We start from the raw sequence: 14,757 nt of genomic DNA on the forward strand, positions 1-14,757 counted from the left end.
CGACAACGCCAACCTCACATCATCACCGGTTACTTCAAGGCCCCGCATGTCCGCTACACCCTCGACGAGTGAACCCCATGAGTTTCTGATCAATATGCCCGTTGTCACCAGTGGCTTTGCTCTGCTTCTGTGAGTGAGCGGCGCCAATTCGAGCGTCTCTCCCTTCTCTCGGAAGGACTGACTTATGTCCAGGAATCAGGTAGCGGCCGTGACTGGAGTGATCGTCCGTGCCCTCGCGAAACGGTGGGCTGACGCGAACGGCGTCAGCAGGAGCCAGAGCCTGCTGCTCGCCTGGGCGGCTGGCGCCCTTGCGTCGGTGGTCGTCATGCGTGTCTGACCCTGTGGGTGGAGTAAACGGGCGCTTTTCTGCGGATGCCTCGAAGGCCCTGGGAGCCATGGGTGGTTCCCAGGGCCTTTTGGGTGGGGTGGGCGTGAACGGGTAAGGCGGCAGCTGCTGGTGCTGGGGCCTGCCGACGCGCCGAGGGCCTCAGGAACTGCCTTCGTGGTGCTGTTGCCGAGCTTCGGCGCATCGCCGTTCTCACGGTCAATGTGGGGCCGGGTTCGATGTCGACGGACACAGTTCGCCGGGGGCAGACAGGAAAGAGTGCGGAAAGACTGGCCAACGGCCGCGAGGGCATGTCAACGTAGACAACCTTGCAGGAATCCCCAGGTCAGAGAGGTGATTGCCTATGACCACACTCCCTGCGGGCCCCGGGTTCTCCACTACCGTTGAAGCCCTGCGGCTGCGTGAGTGGCAGCTTGGCCCCGGTCGGCCCACGCTGGTCCTGGACCAGTTCTCTGCGGAGGACTTCCACTTGATCGTCGATGATCGTGCGGACGTACACGTCAGCTCGAAGGACGGCAGGTTCTACCTCGGTTGGTTCCCGCTCGGGCGCCCGGGTACGGACGGCGAGGGATGGAAGATCGCCGTCACTGGCACGGCCGAGGCCCGCGGCTATCACTTGTCGTTCGACACCGAGACGCCGGCCGACATCGTAGCCGCCGCCGTAGCGTGCGTGCTGGATACCTCGAGCCGCCTCTGACACGCGGACACAGGCAGGGAGCGCCCGCCCTCCGATCGGGCGACTACTACCGACCGCCGGCCTATTCCACCCCTGCCCTCTCTCTCACCCCAGGAGGCCCTTCGTGACGTCCCCGGAGATGACCGTCGGTGATCTCATCGACCTGTTGTCCGCCTGCGACCGGGGTGCTCCGGTCCGCCAGGCCATGAACCCCTACTTTCCGATGGCACACCGGCTGGCACAGGTCGTGCAATCGGTGGACGAGACCGGCCGGACCGTCGTCTACCTGGCCGAGGGGCCGGACGAGAGTGCCCAGCTCGGCCATCTGCCACCCGAGGTGGCCGTCGACCTGACGTGGCAGGGCCCTGTCCAGGCACCCCCACGCCGACCCCGCCGCCGTGCCGGCGGCAAGTAGAACCAGCACCGAGCCTTTGGAGGCGCCCCTGTACCCCGACTTCCCTTTCGACCCGTCCACTCCGCGTGGCGGCCAGCCCGCGTTCTGGGTCGGGCCCCGATATCTGGCCGGTGATGATGGGCGCCTCTACGACGCCGTCGCCGACACGCTTTCTGGCCTGGGCTGGACGAGCCTGACGATCGTCCGCGGTCGCCACCGGCCGGACGAAGCAGATGAGGACCGCCAGGTCCTGCGCAGTACCGTCCTGCACATCAGCCCCGACGCCCTCCGGTGGGCACAGTGGAGCTTGGCGGACGAGCCGTTCCGCTTGGGGGATCTGCCGATCGCCTGGCAGGTTTCCGCCCGCCCGGACACGAGCAGCCCGCTCGCTCAGTGGTCGGCGTACTTCACCTGCGGCGTCCCTGGCGAGTCCGTGGCCGACTTTCTCGTCGCACTCGATGCCCGCGACCAGCCCGCCGTGCCAATCGCGGGCCCCGAGCTGGTCCTCGACGCCGTCGCCTCACACGGCTGGTTCCGCGACATCGACCAGCCCCGGGCAGCGGCGACGGATCCGACGTTCACCTCGCACATCAGCCTCGGCGAGGTGCCGCCCCTCATCCAGGACGGCGACCCCCGGGCTTTGACCACCGAGGTCGACGAAGTCGGATCGGCTGGGTGGCAGGCGTGGGCGGAGCCCGCGCTCGGCGCGCCGTGCCTGTGGGCGGTGTCCTTCGGCGCGAGCGTCCCGCACGATCTCGTCGCGGCCTTCGCCGCCTCCCTCAGCTCGACCGCGCCGGTCCTGCGCCGGGTACTGCCCGAAGCCACCCAGGCTCGGCTCCTGCGCGCGCCAGCCATCTGACATCCAGCCAGCCCCTTCCGACGCCCGCAGCCCGGCCCCTCCTCATTGGAGGGCGCCGGGCTTCTTGCTTCCCGGACCGCGGCAGTCGCGGTGCACCGTTGATGTCCACAAGGCTTTGCCCCTGTGACGCACTGCTGCCCCCGACGCAGAGCGTTCGGAGGCAGCAGCAGGGCGGATGGGCAGGTCAGCTCGTTGTCGTGGCCTTGTCGAGGGCCTTGCCGAGGTGCCGGTCCACGAGGGCCGGGGAGCCGGAGACAATCAGCAGCAGACTTCCCTCGCGGATGGCGGTCTGCTTGACCACGGTGCTCCGTTCCCTCGTGGAGAACGTCAGGAGCTGGCTCCACTGCTCGTCGCCGAGCTTGTGGGGCGGTATTAGCTTCTGCGAAGCCATGTCGATGGGGGCGCCGCCGGCGACGACCTGATAGGTCGGGCACCCGGTCATCGCGTCGAAGATCCGGCCGATACCGTCGGACAGCTTGGTCGGGCTGTCGCTGTACAGATCCTCGGAGACCTCTGAGGAGCTGCCGCCGTAGGTGAAGTCCGCCTTCGCCTTGCGCGGGAAGCTGAGCGTGCCGCCGGTCGCGGCGTCGCCGCCCAGCTCGCTCAGGGCCGGGCAGCCGATGACGGCGACGTCGTCGTGCTGGGAGGGGCGTTCAGGCTTGCGCAGGTAGCCCCTGCCCAGGTCGCTCTCGTTGAGCAGGCGCGTCTCCAGCGCGGCTGACGAGAGCAGGGCAGCCTGCTGGGCGGCGTCGGCCTGCGCCCCGGTACGGGCGGACGGCGCGGAATCGGACGTGGTGCCGACGGTGTCGGTGGAGCAGGCCGGTACGGCGAGGAGGACGGCGGTGATGCCGAGGATGGTGGTGGCGACGCGAACGCGCATGACGGAACTGACCCCTTGGTGCTAGGGTGTGTATCGAAAGAGCTGGTCACAGTCATCGCTCGGCGGGCAAGCACGGAGGTGCGGAGTCGCCGTACGGCACTATGCCGCCATGACCCACATCGCGCTGTTCCATTCCGTACTCGGCCTGCGCCCGGCCGAACTCCTCGCCGCCGAGCGACTGCGTTGCGCCGGGCATGAAGTCGTTACGCCCGACCTCTTCGGCGGCGAGACCGCGGCCACGCTCGACCTGGGGTTCCAACTGCTCGACCGGATCGGCTGGGCAGCGGTGGTCAAGCGCGCTCGCCAGGCCCTCACGGGGATGCCGGACGAGACCGTGCTCGCCGGCGTCTCCATGGGCGTAGGTGTCGTTACCGATCTCTGGTCCGAGCGTCCCGATGCGGCTGGCGTTCTTCTCCTGCACGCCACTGCCGATCTGCCCGCATCCGTTCGCCCAGGTCTCAGAGTGCAGTTGCACGTCGCTGAACCGGACGACTTCGCGCCGCCCGAGCGCGTTGCCGCCCTCAGTCAGGCGGCGAAGGAGGCCGGCGTCGATCTAGAGGTGTTCCGCTACCCGGGTGCCGGCCACTTCTACACCGACCGTGACCTCCCCGACCACGACCCAGCCGCAGCCGAGCTGACCTGGCACCGGGTGTTGGGCCTCCTCGCTTAGGGTCTTGCACCAAAGGCGCACCTTCATCATGCGATGCTCTTGGTTTGTGGCGCGCAGAGATCTGACTGACGAGCAATGGGTAGTGCTGGAGCCGCTGTTGCCTACGGGCAAGAAGCCCGGCCGACCGTTGATATGGACCCGGCGACAACTGATCGACGGCGTACGGTTCCGGGTTCGCACGGGCATCCCGTGGCGGGACGTGCCCGAGCAGTATGGGCCATGGGGTCGGGTGTACGACCTGTTCCGTCGCTGGCAGAGGGACGGCACCTGGTACCGGATCTTCACCGCCCTCCAAGCTCGGGCGGATGCGAAGGACCTGATCACCTGGGACCTCAACGTCGACTCCACCATCGTCCGTGCCCACCAGCACGCCGCCGGGGCGCGGAAAAGGGGGATCTGCAAAAGGAGCCGCCCGGCGCCCTCTCCATCGAGCCGGACGATCACGGGCTCGGACGCTCGCGTGGCGGCTTGACCACCAAGCTGCACCTGGTAGTCGAACAGGGGCAGAAGCCCATGTCGATCGTGATCACAGCCGGACAGCGCGGCGACTCCCCACAGTTCGAGGCGGTCCTGGGCCGCGTCCGAGTCCCCCGCCTGGGCTCGGGCAGGCCCCGCACCCGCCCCCGCAGGGTCCGGGCCGACAAGGCGTATGCCTCCCGGAAGAACCGCGCCTACCTGCGTCAACGCGGTATCCGCTGCACGATCCCGGACAAAGCCGACCAGGCGGCGAACCGCAAGAACCGCGGATCTCGCGGCGGCCGGCCGCCGAAGTTCGACAAGACCGACTACAAGGCGAGGCACGCCGTGGAGTGCGGTATCAATCGCCTCAAAAGGCACCGCGCCGTGGCCACGAGGTACGACAAGCTCGCGGTCCGCTACGAGGCGACGGTGCTCGTCGCGGCCATCAACGAGTGGCTGTGAGCATGACATTCGATACACGCCCTAGGCGACGGGTGGTCAGTGCGGGCCCGGAGGCCCGGTGAGGTCGTAGGAGTGGTGGTCAGTGCCCAAGGTGGCGCAGGCAGTCCTCGAACGTTGCATGCGTCGCGTCCGCCGGTCCAGAGTGCCGGTTGTACCACGCGGTGTCGAGGCGGGTCTCCTGCTGCTGGTGGCCGGCCCGGCAGCGCAGCCAGATCTGGCCGTGGGTGGAGAGGATGAGCCAGTCCCGGTATGCACCGCACTCGGCGCAGGCGACCATCTCGCCGTCGAGGACCAGGGGCTGCGTCCACGGCATCATCTTGCCGTCGACCTGGTCGTGGCTCGGTACGCGCAGCTCCGGCGGGAGGAAGTCGTCCACCGCGCCGGCCGGGTCGGTGGGCTCCGGCTCGGCCGGCGGCTCCCCGAAGCCCGCCGGGACCTGGTTCTGCATCCGCGCAAACACCTCGGCGAACTGGCGCTGCTCCTCGCTCGGTTCCTTGGCCCTGCGTCGTATTCGGTGAAACACGCTGGCGTCCTCCCCTTGCCTCGTCCTACTCGCTTCATGATCGTGCCTCACGCCCCTGGCGGTTTCAATTCACAAAGTTCACAGTGACTTTCGGCAGGTCATAAGGCGTTTCCTGCATCCTCGGGTCAGGGCCGCTGTGGGCGAGGCACTCCGAGCCAGGTGGGGATCGTCTACCGCGGCATGCCGTGATGGTCCTTATTGTCGGAGGCAGTGGGTTCCTGGGCGCCGAGTTGGTCCGCCAGGCGTCTGTCGCTGGGCATCGCGTTGCCGCGACCTTCGCGACCAGGCCGTGCGATGGTCCGGAGGCGACGTGGCATGAGGTGGATCTGAGGGACGGCGGCCGTGTCGAAGAGGTTGTTCCCTCGCTCGCCCCCTGCGTGGTCATCAACGCGAGCAGCGGCAGCGCCAACTGGGCCGTCACGGCAGAAGGCTCCGTCCGCCTGGCGATGACGGCGGCGAAGTACGACTGCCGCCTCGTTCACGTGAGCAGCGACGCCGTGTTCTCCGGCACCCGAGTCCACTACGACGAGTCCTGTCTCCCCGATCCCGTCACCCCGTACGGGGCAGCGAAGGCGGCGGCGGAGACTGGCATCCGGCTTCTGACTCCGGATGCCGTCATCGCCCGTACCTCTCTGATCATCGGCGGCATCCAGTCCGAGCATGTCCGCCTCGTGCACGACCTCGCGACCGGCTCCCGGACCGGTGCCCTGTTCACCGACGACGTCCGCTGTCCCGTGCATGTCGGGGACCTCGCCGCTGCCCTGCTGGAGCTGGCCTTCACCGACGCGTGCGGCGTACACCACCTTGCGGGTGGGGATGCCGTGAGTCGTCACCGTCTGGGTGTGCTGATCGCTCAGCGGGACGGGCTCGATGCTTCCCGGTTGCCGGAGGGACTCCGCGCCGGCACCTCGCTTTCCGGTGCACTCGACGTCCGACTCGACAGCCGGGCCACCCAGGCGAAGCTGCGTACGAGGGTGCGCGGCGTCCACGAGTTCCTCTGAGGCGCACTCGCATCGGCGGCGGGGGCTCATCGCGTGTTGCCGGGTGCCTCGTCGCCGAAACGGCGGCCAGAGCTGGTGGTTCGGGGCGTCGGCGGGCGCACGGTCGCCGGATTCTTTGCCGTGCGGTTCTTCGGTATTGCGGTAGCGTCGACCGGCAGATCTGCCCGGAGCCGCAGTCGCCACACCAGGACGTCACTGACCGAGTCCGCAGTGCCGAGTTCTCGGCTCTCCACGGCGTCGGACAGGAGCGCTGCCGGGTCGTGGCCGGCGGCGTCGGCTTCCGCGATGGTCGCGGCCAGGGCGTACCAACCGGGCTCGGCGAGGATCTGCTCGGCCAGGCTCGGCAGCGTTTCGCGCAGCAGCGCTGTCTGTCGTTGGAGCACCGGCCGGCTCAGGCGTCGGCCGCGCTGGTAGAGCACGCCGAGCGGCTGAGCGGCGGCGGGCCGGTAGGCGTTGCGCAGGTGCGCGGCGGCCCGGCTAGCGGCTTCGGCCTGCTGGGCATGGCCCTTCCTCGCATGCCAGTGGGCGGCGGCAGTGACGAGGAAGAACAACATGTCTATCGCCATCGCCGTGGTGGCGCCGTCCTCGCCCCGGCCGAGGGCTGGACCGCCTTGGACGAGGTCGCGGGCGGCCTGTCGCAGGTCTCGATCGTGCCCGCGTGCAGCGCGAACGTGAGAGCGCGATGCCCGTTCGAAAGCCGTTGCTGCGTCGCGCAGTTCGCGGCGGGTGTGAGCGGCAGACGTCTTCGCGAGGGCATCCAGGACCTCGCCGACCGCGGCGATGTGGGCGGCGGCGATCCCGTCCTCGCCGTGTTCGACGACGAGCACGGCCTGCCATCCGGCCGATGCCGTTCCGCGGCGCGCGGAGGCCGGACTGCCCGGCTCTGTACGAATCGCTTCCCCTCGATGGGCCGCAGGGAGGTCCTGCGCATCACCGGACCACCGCTCGCGGATGCGAGGCAAGGACAGGTCGGGAGCCAGGCGCGCACCGGGGTAGAACACCGGCTCGCCGTCCTTGTTCAGGTCGTCGAGCAGGGCGACCTTGTAGCCGAGCAGGTCGCCGGACGGGGCCTCGCGCTTGCGGATCAGCAGGCCGGCGGCGGCGAGACGGTCGAAGAACTCCTCTTCGCTTCTGGCGCCGGTCACCGCTCGACGTACGCTCTCGCGCAGTTCTTCGCGCGCGGTGCGCTCGCGGCCCTGGCGCTGGGCCTTGTGGCGCTCGGCGCTGGTCGGGCGCTGCGCTGCGGTCCCATCCCCGGCACTGAGCTGCTTGAGCCCGTACTCGGCTTCGATCAGGCGGGCTTCGGCCTGAGACCGCTTGGCGTCGTTGTTGAGCCGCGGGCGCCGGCCGTCCTCGCGGACGAGCGTGGCGATGATGTGGATGTGGTCGTCGGCGTGGCGCACGGCCGCCCAGCGGCATCCCGCCTCGTCGGCGGCCGGAGCGATGCCGGTCGCGGCGACCATGCGTCGGGCGATCTCGCCCCATTGCTCGTCGGAGAGGACCGGGTCATCCGGTGCGGCCCGCACCGAAAGGTGCCAGACGTGCTTCGCCGGGCGACGCGACTCCGCGAGCGCCTGGACCGGCTGGTCCAGGAGCTGCTGCAGCTGCCGCTTCGTGGCCTGCGGATCGCGACCGGGATCGGGAGCGAAACTGTCCCAGGCCGCGACGAGATGCGGGTCGACATGCTCCTCATGGGTCCCTTTGCCGTAGAGGTAGCTGAGCAGGCCGAACGTGTTCGAGCCGCGCTTGTGGACGCGCGGGATCATCCGGTTCGCCTTTCGGTGTCGAGGTAGTGCTGGATGAAGGAGTCCACGCGCTGGGTGGCACGCTGGACGGCGCCGAGTACGGCTTCGGCGTACGGGACGTCGGCACCAGAGTTGATGGCCTTGGCTACCTGGTTGACGTTGTTGCCGATGTGGCCGAGGTGCCGGCGCACAGCGAAGAGCTCGTTGTGGACTTCTCGTTGGGCGGCGATTTCCGCCGCCGTACGGTCGAGGTCGCCGGCGGCTTTGAGCGCGGCGTGGGCGAGGAAACTGGCGACGCTCATGTTGCACACGGCGGCTGCGCGGGTGAGGAGTTGGTACTCGTCGTCGTTCATGCGGCAGCTGGGCTGGCGTATGCGTTTGTTCTCGTCGCGCAGGCGTTCGCGCTGCTGCACATGCGGCTTCGAAGGGGCGGTGTGCGTGCAGTGCGCACTGTGGCAGCTGTGTTGGTCCTGCTTCCCAGGATGCGAACCGCCCCCGGTCGCATCCTCACGGATCGGCGCCCCCCGGTGCCGATCCGCTCCCGCCGCTCCAGGGGCGGGGGACGCAAGAGCATTGCTCCCGGCGGGAGCAATGCTCTTGCGATAACTTGCTACCTCTGAGACCGAGTTGAAGTCGGGAGCAGGTTCCGGGGTGGTGCCGTTCTGGGGCGTGTTCGTCATCGGGATTCGGACCTCGTGGAGCGGGTGCGGTGCTGGATGGTCGCGGCCAGCGCGACGACGTCGGCCGGCCCCGAGAGGACGCAGACGGGCCCTTCGGGCCGATCCTGGACGAGCCACTGGCCGGTCGGCGTGAGAACCGCGGCGTGCAGGAGCCGTCGGCGGACCAGGACATCCGCCCAGGCGCTGGCCTCGGCGGCGGTGGGCGCGGATGAACGAGGGATCACGGCGTGTCTCCCGGAGCGGGGGAGGCGGCTGGCACCGAGCCGGGCCACCCGATACGGATAGGGGCGATGAGCTGGGCTTCTGCCAGTTCAGCCGCACTCGGGGCAGCGCCCGACGTGGCTGCTGAGCGCCCGGGCCATCCGCTGTTTCGCCGAGTCCGCCTGCTTTGCGCTGGACTTCGCCGCCGGCCTGCCCTCGTACCGCTGGGAGTGAGCGAGCATGTAGCCGATCTCCCGCTCATACTCCCTGCGGACGGTGTTGAACTGATGGCAGGTCTTCATGCGGTGCCTCTTGTCGTCGTGGTGTCGTCGCTCCGCAGTTCCTGGAGGACGAGGGTGATTCGGTCGTTCCGGCAGCCCGTCAGACCCTCGCGGCGGATGATTTCCCGCAGTTGAACCCGAGTGATCGCTCCGTTGCCGTCCCGTGCGAGCAGGCCGGGGACGTGGGGACGAACCTCCCGGACAAGCTGGCGCTCCGGCGGCTCCAGCTCTCGTGGCGGGCGCTGGGTCTGCGGGGCGCGGGACCGGCCGCGCTTCCCGTTGTTCTTCGTCCGGGGCGTCGTGATCGGCTTCCGACGGAGAGGGACCGCCGGTCCCCGGTCCCCGGTGGGTTCGGTCCCCGTGTCGGTGGTGGTCGGTCCCCGGTCCCCGGTGGGTTCGGTCCCCGTGTCGGTGGTGGTCGGTCCCCGGTCCCCGGTGGGTTCGGTCCCCGACTCGGCGGCAGTCGGTCCCCGGTACGAATCAGGGCCTTGAGCAGGCACTTCCTGCATGGGGTGGTCGGTCCCCATGCCTGCGGTGTCCTCCTGTGTCCCCTCCGGCTTGGCGGGACCGGTCCCCGGGACCGCGCCAGCTTCTGGAGTCTTGGTCCCCACGCTGGTCCCCGCGTTCTGGTCCGGCGCCTTCAAGGTCTCGACTTCGGGGACCGGCCCTTTCACGTTGCTCGGTCCGCGGGCCCCGTTCGACTCGTCGAAACCGTGGGGACCGTCCATGGGGACCGCTGTAGTCGACGTCGGATGCGGGGGGACGGCGGCTGCCGATGCGGTGCTGGGCTCCGGGGACCAGGGAGAGGGCAGCGGGACCGTGGCGAGCGCGAGTGCGTGCCGTCGTGCGGCGAGCTGGTCGAGGAGCTGTGTGCGCTGCAGCGGGTCGGTGCCGACCGAGGCCCTTCCGACCGCTTTCGACAGTCGTCGGGTGAGCCGCAGCCCACGCCGGCTCCGCTGCTGCTGGGGTGTGCGCTCGGCGAGCCTGGCGGCGAGGGTGACCGCGCGGGAGGTGGCTCGGTCCCGGGTGATCTGTGCGGCGTCGCGGTCTCGCGCGGCGATGCCAAGGCGGGACAGAAGCCTTTCGCGGGCCTCTCGGCCCAGGACGGCGATCAGCCCGTGGGAGGCGGCACCAGGGGTGCGCAAGCGCAGCTCGATGCCCATGGCGAGGTGCCACAGCATCGCTGCCATGACCGGCCCGACGAAGGCCCGGACAGTGCCGCCGACGGGGCCGCTCTCTGCGTAGGCGGGGATCACCTGCACGCCGGTGATCACCCAGACCAGCGTGCCCGGCAGGCCGGGGGCACCGTGCGTGGCCAGGTTCTGCCGGGCCATCAGCGCGGTAGCGAAGAGCGCCAGCTCGGCTGCGGCGAACATGCCGGCCCGCTCGGCGGTGCCGGCCATGTCGAGGTAGTCGGCGGCGAAGCGCCAGCTGGTGTCGGCGCTGTAGGCGGTGCAGCCGAGGGCGGCCAGGGCTGCGACCTTGACCGCCGGCCCGCCGAGACGCTTCTGCGTACGGGGTTCCCGGCGCCGGACCGTCCAGGCGGTCAGCAGGAGAACCAGGGCGGCGGGCACGACGGCGGCGGCGAGGAGGAGGGGGAGGTCTGGAGCGGCACCGAGGGCCAGGACGGGGTGGGTCATGCGGCCTTTCCAAGAGGGGCGGACGCCGTAGCCGACGCCGCCGGGCGGTGAACGGGCTGCTGGGTGCAGGGCTTGGCGGTTGCGGGGCCGCTTGTTGTCGGGGCGGTCTTCTTCCGCTTCTTCTTGGGCCGTGGCACGCCGTAGGTGAGGTCGCGATCGAGGACCTTGTTGGCAGACTGCCGGAGCAGGTCACGGGCATGCTTACGGCTGATCTGCAGGGCGGCCCCGAGCCGGTAAGGACTCCAGCCGCGGACATAGGCGTGGTCGATGACGACCTGCCGCTCGGCCTCGGTGAGATGGACGTCACGTCCCCGGAAGAATGCCGTCACACGTCGGTAGTCGAGGCGCTGGGGCAGACCGTCGTGCAGGGGACGCCGCTCGGCCTCGGTGAGACCGCCCCAGACGCCCTCCTTGAGGCCGTTCTCCAGGGCGAAGTCGAGGCAGTCACGTCGTACGGGACACCAGCCGCACAGCTCCTTCGCCTCCGCGATCTCCTCATGGTCCCGGGGGCCGGGGAAGAAGACCGCCTCTGCGTCCTCGACGTCCAGGCCGTAGCAGGCTCCGAGGGTGTGCCAGCTGGTGTCTCCGATGCTACGCAGGCCGGTGGCCGGTGCGTCGTGGGTGGTGATGTGGCGCAAGGGGATCTCCGATGTGCTGCCGCGTCGGCCGCGGGGCCGTCTAAGCGGACGCGGCGTAGGGGGCCGGCTGCGGCGTGAGAGCGTGCGCCGCAGCCGGGGCGGGATGGTGGTGTGGGGAGGGCGGTGCATCGGACGGGATGCACCGCCCTTGCTTGCAGGTCAGGCCACGGCGGGCTGCTGGACCTGCGCGGTCTGCCCGGCCTGCTGGGCGGCAGCGAGGTCGAGGCGGCTGGGATGAGTTGCGCACTGGGCGGTGCCACGGGCACCGCCGTCGGGGCCGATCCTGCGGCGGCGGCACGGCTCACCGGGCTGGGCCAGGCACCACTCGCACTGGACACTCAGAGCGTCCGGCAGACCCTGCGCGACGGCTGCCTCGCGTGCTGCTCGGGCGGGCCGGTAGGGCGCGAGGGCGGCTCGGGCGGCGGGCGGTATGCAGGAGCCGATCTCCCGCAGCCTCGCCTTAAGCCGCGGATTGACCCCGTCGCGACCGGTGGTGATCGCTCGGGCCTGGGCGGGCTGCGCGGTGCCGACGGCGACGGCGCGCCGGGCGCCGACCAGCTCGGCGGTCCAGGCTGCCTGGTCGTCCGGATCGACGGACGGCGTCGGGTCGGAGTGCCGTGCCAGGCGGTCGCGCCGGTAGCTCTCCCAGGGGCGGACGATGTCCGCGGGCAGGATCTGGTACACCGAGGTACGGATGTGCTGTCGGGCGGCGACGAGGGCGTCCCAGCCGTGCCGGGTGGCCATCGGTACGTCGCCGAGCAGTTCGGCCCACTGGGCGAGCTGGTCGCGTGCTTCGCCCTGGTCGGTGCGGATGGTGCGAGGGTCGAGTCGGCCGATGTAGGCCAGCAGGGCGGCGATTTCGCGGCGGTCCACGGTCAGCCCTCCATTCCGGTCGGCTCGTCGAGGGCAGCGAGAAGGGCGGCGGTGTGGGCCTCGGCCCGCGTCATTCCGCCAGGCGCGGCGCTGTTCTTGCCGGGCATGGCGTGAAGGTTCGGGCGGCTGGGGGCGTGCTCTCGGGCGATCCAGGACCGCCAGTCGACAGCCCAGGCGTCCGCTGGCCTCGGCGTGTGTTCCGACCGGTGAGCACGCCACTTCGCGTCGGCGGCCTGCAGGCCCTGTTCGCCGAGGCGGTCGAGGTGTCCCTGCTGGCGGGTCCAGGTGTGGGTGGCCGGGTCGACCTGCCACTCGGCAGCCGAGGTGACGGCAGCACCACTACTGCTGTACCTCCGGTTCAAATCAGGTTCACTACGGTTCTGTGTGCCGGTAGCCGGTACATCGCTGTGCCGGTTTCCGATACGCCGCTGTGCCGGTTTCCGTCGGGACCTGCCGGTTTCCGGCACTGCCGGTTTCCGGGCCTTCGCGGGGGATTCCGGCACCTCACGCGGGCGGATACCGCACCATCGCAAGGCCGAGACCCTGAGCGTCGCGGAGGTTCCTGGCTCCTCTCCCGACGTCTGGCCGGCGTCCTCGCCCTGCTCCATGGCAGCCTCTGCCGAGGCTTTGGCGGCGAGCGGGAGGCGGAAGACCGTGCTGCGCTGTGGGCCGATGAGATCGTCGAGCCGCTCCAGCTCGCCGGCGTCGACGAGGCGGTCGAGAGACTCGCGCACCGTGGAGAGAGAGGCGTTCGTGCGCTTGGCCAAACTGGACAGCGAGGCCCAGGAGACGAACTGTTCGTCGGAGACCCGGTCGGCGATCGACAGCAGGACCAGTCGCGCGTTTCCCCTGCTGGAGCTGTGCTCCCACACCCACTCGCGGGCGTCGCTGCTCATCGGCCGCTCCCTGTTACGGGGCACGGCTGACGGCTTGCCGAGACGTGAACGGATTGTTCCGGCCCGGTGCCGGATGACGCCGAGATGAAGGTTGCAGTCGCGCAGGTCGGGCGGAGGGACCTTTTGCGCAGGGCGGAGCCCATGCAAGAATCTCCTTTGGTATTGCCACGCTGAGACGCCCCGTGGAAGGGATCAGCGTGGTGATGGTGGCGATCTCCGCCCTTGCTGGGGCGGTACAGCCGTGAGGCGTCGGCGTCCGAGAGTTGCTGCTCTCGGGCGCCCTCGCTGATTCAGAGCCTGAGTGGCCCAGAATGTGTGTGCGATCCTGCTCCATGTAGGTGTCTGTGCGGGCAGCTTGCCCGGCGAGGGACGACGAACATACGCACGGCTCCGCGTCAAGGTCCAGAGTTGGTTCTTAAACCCTGTAGAAGTCGCGCGGTTGCGGGCGCGGGTTACTGGATCATGAAGGGCCCTTTGGAGTCGGGAGTCGTGGCATGGAGCACGCGTCAGGGGCACAGGAGGACCGCAATCGGATGATCGAATTCCGGTTCTGCGGCGCACAAGCTCCTGCATCGAGAACCTACGTCATGTAGATTGTTGTTGCAAGAGCTTGTGAAACCGACCCTCTACATCGCCTACCTGCAGCTTTGGAGCAATCGATGCCGCCGCGCCGATTCGATGGGCGACGCCTGAGAGCGAGGCGCCGGGAAGCTGACATGCATCAACGCGTCCTGGGGCGTGAAGTGGGCGTGGGGTCACACGAGCCCGTAGCTCGCTGGGAAAGCGGGAAGTCAGTTCCGCCCGCCGAGAAGCTACCGGCGATCGCGCGGGCACTAGGCACGGATATCGACACTCTGTTCCCGCGGGACGGCGCCCCCGATCTGGTCGACCTCCGATGCGACGCGGGGTACTCCCAAAGCCATGCGGCTGACCTGCTCGAAACAGTCAGCCGATTCCGTCTGGGGGCGGCAGAGCGAGGAGTGCGCAAGCTCGACGAGGCGTCCCTGCTTGAGCCGGCCAGGCTCTACGGGGTCACGGTTGAGGAGTTGCAGGCGGCCCAACGTAGATCGTTCGGCGAGGACGTCCCTACGCGAGAGACAGCCAGCCCTGCCGGCAAGCAGCTGGCCGAGAGACTTTCCGAACTCATGGAAGAGGCGTTCCCCGGCAGTCCTCCCACGGCTGGAGAGCTGGCCGCCGCAGTCAACAGAAAAATCGGTGCCGAAGTACTTAAGGCTGAGCAGGTGGACGCACTTCTCGCCGGCGTCCCCGCGGAAGACATCTTCGATGACGGTGCTCGGACAGTCGTTTACGAGGCCCTCGGCCTGTACTTCGATGTCTCGCCCATGGTCTTCCACGACGGACAGTCGGCGCAACGGCGCGTACTGGAAGACATCCGCTTCCTGGCGGCTCAGCACGACGTCGCCCTCGCTGCACGAGGCGGCGAGGGCGGCGTATCTCCAGCGTTCCTGGCCGTTCTCAACGAGCTACTCGCCGGCGGCGAAGACGAACCGCGCTGATCAGGTAGCTTCCTGC

The 14,757-nt window shown here is 69.3% G+C and carries 17 protein-coding genes and 1 pseudogene; 8 read left to right on the forward strand and 10 right to left on the reverse strand.

Annotated elements, in window-relative coordinates; genetic code table 11:
• Positions 1 to 689 precede the first annotated feature (689 nt).
• From ACIRJR_RS24465 to ACIRJR_RS24475, 3 genes are all read left to right on the forward strand, one after another.
• Entirely contained in the window at positions 690 to 1,043 is a 354-nt protein-coding gene (locus ACIRJR_RS24465; RefSeq protein WP_403784280.1) for a DUF317 domain-containing protein, read from the forward strand.
• Positions 1,044 to 1,146: 103 nt separating this feature from the next.
• Positions 1,147 to 1,437: a hypothetical protein gene (locus tag ACIRJR_RS24470; protein ID WP_403784282.1), complete on the forward strand. Its 291-nt coding sequence runs from the start codon at positions 1,147 to 1,149 to the stop codon at positions 1,435 to 1,437.
• Positions 1,438 to 1,453: 16 nt separating this feature from the next.
• Positions 1,454 to 2,275 (forward strand): DUF317 domain-containing protein, encoded by an 822-nt coding sequence (locus ACIRJR_RS24475; protein WP_403784285.1) that lies wholly within the window; start codon positions 1,454 to 1,456, stop codon positions 2,273 to 2,275.
• A 184-nt stretch (positions 2,276 to 2,459) separates the two neighbouring features.
• On the opposite strand, the gene ACIRJR_RS24480 is transcribed toward ACIRJR_RS24475, so the two are convergent.
• The gene (locus tag ACIRJR_RS24480; protein WP_403784287.1) at positions 2,460 to 3,155 is read right to left on the reverse strand and encodes a hypothetical protein; all 696 of its coding nucleotides are present in this window, start codon (positions 3,153 to 3,155) and stop codon (positions 2,460 to 2,462) included.
• A gap of 109 nt (positions 3,156 to 3,264) precedes the next feature.
• Here ACIRJR_RS24480 and ACIRJR_RS24485 point away from each other — a divergent pair, with 109 nt between their 5' ends.
• Together ACIRJR_RS24485 and ACIRJR_RS24490 are read left to right on the forward strand one after the other, a co-directional pair.
• Positions 3,265 to 3,825: a dienelactone hydrolase family protein gene (locus tag ACIRJR_RS24485; protein WP_403784289.1), complete on the forward strand. Its 561-nt coding sequence runs from the start codon at positions 3,265 to 3,267 to the stop codon at positions 3,823 to 3,825.
• 28 nt (positions 3,826 to 3,853) lie between these two features.
• A protein-coding gene (locus ACIRJR_RS24490; RefSeq protein WP_403784735.1) for an IS5 family transposase occupies positions 3,854 to 4,746 on the forward strand; the annotation gives its coding sequence in 2 pieces (ribosomal slippage) (positions 3,854 to 4,216 and positions 4,219 to 4,746; 891 coding nt in all).
• A gap of 79 nt (positions 4,747 to 4,825) precedes the next feature.
• Here ACIRJR_RS24490 and ACIRJR_RS24495 read toward each other — a convergent pair.
• The gene (locus tag ACIRJR_RS24495; protein ID WP_388207734.1) at positions 4,826 to 5,269 is read right to left on the reverse strand and encodes a hypothetical protein; all 444 of its coding nucleotides are present in this window, start codon (positions 5,267 to 5,269) and stop codon (positions 4,826 to 4,828) included.
• A gap of 185 nt (positions 5,270 to 5,454) precedes the next feature.
• Here ACIRJR_RS24495 and ACIRJR_RS24500 point away from each other — a divergent pair, with 185 nt between their 5' ends.
• Entirely contained in the window at positions 5,455 to 6,270 is an 816-nt protein-coding gene (locus ACIRJR_RS24500) for an SDR family oxidoreductase (protein ID WP_403784291.1), read from the forward strand.
• A 26-nt stretch (positions 6,271 to 6,296) separates the two neighbouring features.
• Here ACIRJR_RS24500 and ACIRJR_RS24505 read toward each other — a convergent pair whose 3' ends face one another.
• The 8 genes from ACIRJR_RS24505 to ACIRJR_RS24540 all read right to left on the reverse strand — a co-directional run bounded on the left by ACIRJR_RS24505 (position 6,297) and on the right by ACIRJR_RS24540 (position 13,224).
• Positions 6,297 to 8,036: a relaxase/mobilization nuclease domain-containing protein gene (locus ACIRJR_RS24505; RefSeq protein ID WP_403784293.1), complete on the reverse strand. Its 1,740-nt coding sequence runs from the start codon at positions 8,034 to 8,036 to the stop codon at positions 6,297 to 6,299.
• Positions 8,033 to 8,428, reverse strand: coding sequence for a plasmid mobilization protein (locus ACIRJR_RS24510; protein WP_388207725.1), 396 nt, complete (start codon positions 8,426 to 8,428; stop codon positions 8,033 to 8,035). Before ACIRJR_RS24510 ends, ACIRJR_RS24505 begins: the two co-directional genes overlap by 4 nt.
• Positions 8,429 to 8,691: 263 nt before the next feature.
• Positions 8,692 to 8,919 carry a hypothetical protein gene (locus tag ACIRJR_RS24515; RefSeq protein ID WP_388207722.1) on the reverse strand — a complete coding sequence of 76 codons (228 nt, stop codon included), beginning with the start codon at positions 8,917 to 8,919 and terminating at the stop codon, positions 8,692 to 8,694.
• Positions 8,920 to 9,006: 87 nt separating this feature from the next.
• Positions 9,007 to 9,198, reverse strand: a complete 192-nt coding sequence (locus ACIRJR_RS24520) for a hypothetical protein (protein WP_388207720.1) — start codon at positions 9,196 to 9,198, stop codon at positions 9,007 to 9,009.
• Complete coding sequence (locus ACIRJR_RS24525; protein WP_403784296.1) at positions 9,195 to 10,817, reverse strand: hypothetical protein; 1,623 nt, start codon at positions 10,815 to 10,817, stop codon at positions 9,195 to 9,197. The genes ACIRJR_RS24520 and ACIRJR_RS24525 overlap by 4 nt, the downstream gene beginning before the upstream one ends.
• The gene (locus ACIRJR_RS24530) at positions 10,814 to 11,455 is read right to left on the reverse strand and encodes a WhiB family transcriptional regulator (protein ID WP_388207714.1); all 642 of its coding nucleotides are present in this window, start codon (positions 11,453 to 11,455) and stop codon (positions 10,814 to 10,816) included. The genes ACIRJR_RS24525 and ACIRJR_RS24530 overlap by 4 nt, the downstream gene beginning before the upstream one ends.
• Positions 11,456 to 11,614: 159 nt before the next feature.
• On the reverse strand, positions 11,615 to 12,328 hold the full coding sequence (locus tag ACIRJR_RS24535; protein ID WP_388207711.1) for a hypothetical protein: 714 nt from the start codon (positions 12,326 to 12,328) through the stop codon (positions 11,615 to 11,617).
• Between the two features lie 2 nt (positions 12,329 to 12,330).
• Positions 12,331 to 13,224, reverse strand: coding sequence for a helix-turn-helix domain-containing protein (locus ACIRJR_RS24540; protein WP_403784298.1), 894 nt, complete (start codon positions 13,222 to 13,224; stop codon positions 12,331 to 12,333).
• A 659-nt stretch (positions 13,225 to 13,883) separates the two neighbouring features.
• On the opposite strand from ACIRJR_RS24540, the pseudogene ACIRJR_RS24545 reads away from it, so the two are divergent.
• Both ACIRJR_RS24545 and ACIRJR_RS24550 read left to right on the forward strand, forming a co-directional pair.
• Positions 13,884 to 14,069, forward strand: a pseudogene (locus ACIRJR_RS24545) (helix-turn-helix domain-containing protein); the annotation flags it as partial.
• Positions 14,070 to 14,204: 135 nt separating this feature from the next.
• Entirely contained in the window at positions 14,205 to 14,741 is a 537-nt protein-coding gene (locus ACIRJR_RS24550; protein WP_388207759.1) for a hypothetical protein, read from the forward strand.
• Positions 14,742 to 14,757 lie beyond the last annotated feature (16 nt).

This window comes from Streptomyces sp. NPDC102402 (genome assembly GCF_044765765.1).
Classification (GTDB): domain Bacteria; phylum Actinomycetota; class Actinomycetes; order Streptomycetales; family Streptomycetaceae; genus Streptomyces.

Excerpts from the sequence above, each read along its gene's own strand:
- ACIRJR_RS24465 (WP_403784280.1), top strand. The coding sequence starts at position 690 with ATGACCACACTCCCTGCGGGCCCCGGGTTCTCCACTACCGTTGAAGCC.
- ACIRJR_RS24480 (WP_403784287.1), bottom strand. The coding sequence starts at position 3,155 with ATGCGCGTTCGCGTCGCCACCACCATCCTCGGCATCACCGCCGTCCTC.
- ACIRJR_RS24485 (WP_403784289.1), top strand. The coding sequence starts at position 3,265 with ATGACCCACATCGCGCTGTTCCATTCCGTACTCGGCCTGCGCCCGGCC.
- ACIRJR_RS24505 (WP_403784293.1), bottom strand. The coding sequence starts at position 8,036 with ATGATCCCGCGCGTCCACAAGCGCGGCTCGAACACGTTCGGCCTGCTC.
- ACIRJR_RS24520 (WP_388207720.1), bottom strand. The coding sequence starts at position 9,198 with ATGAAGACCTGCCATCAGTTCAACACCGTCCGCAGGGAGTATGAGCGG.
- ACIRJR_RS24525 (WP_403784296.1), bottom strand. The coding sequence starts at position 10,817 with ATGACCCACCCCGTCCTGGCCCTCGGTGCCGCTCCAGACCTCCCCCTC.
- ACIRJR_RS24540 (WP_403784298.1), bottom strand. The coding sequence starts at position 13,224 with ATGAGCAGCGACGCCCGCGAGTGGGTGTGGGAGCACAGCTCCAGCAGG.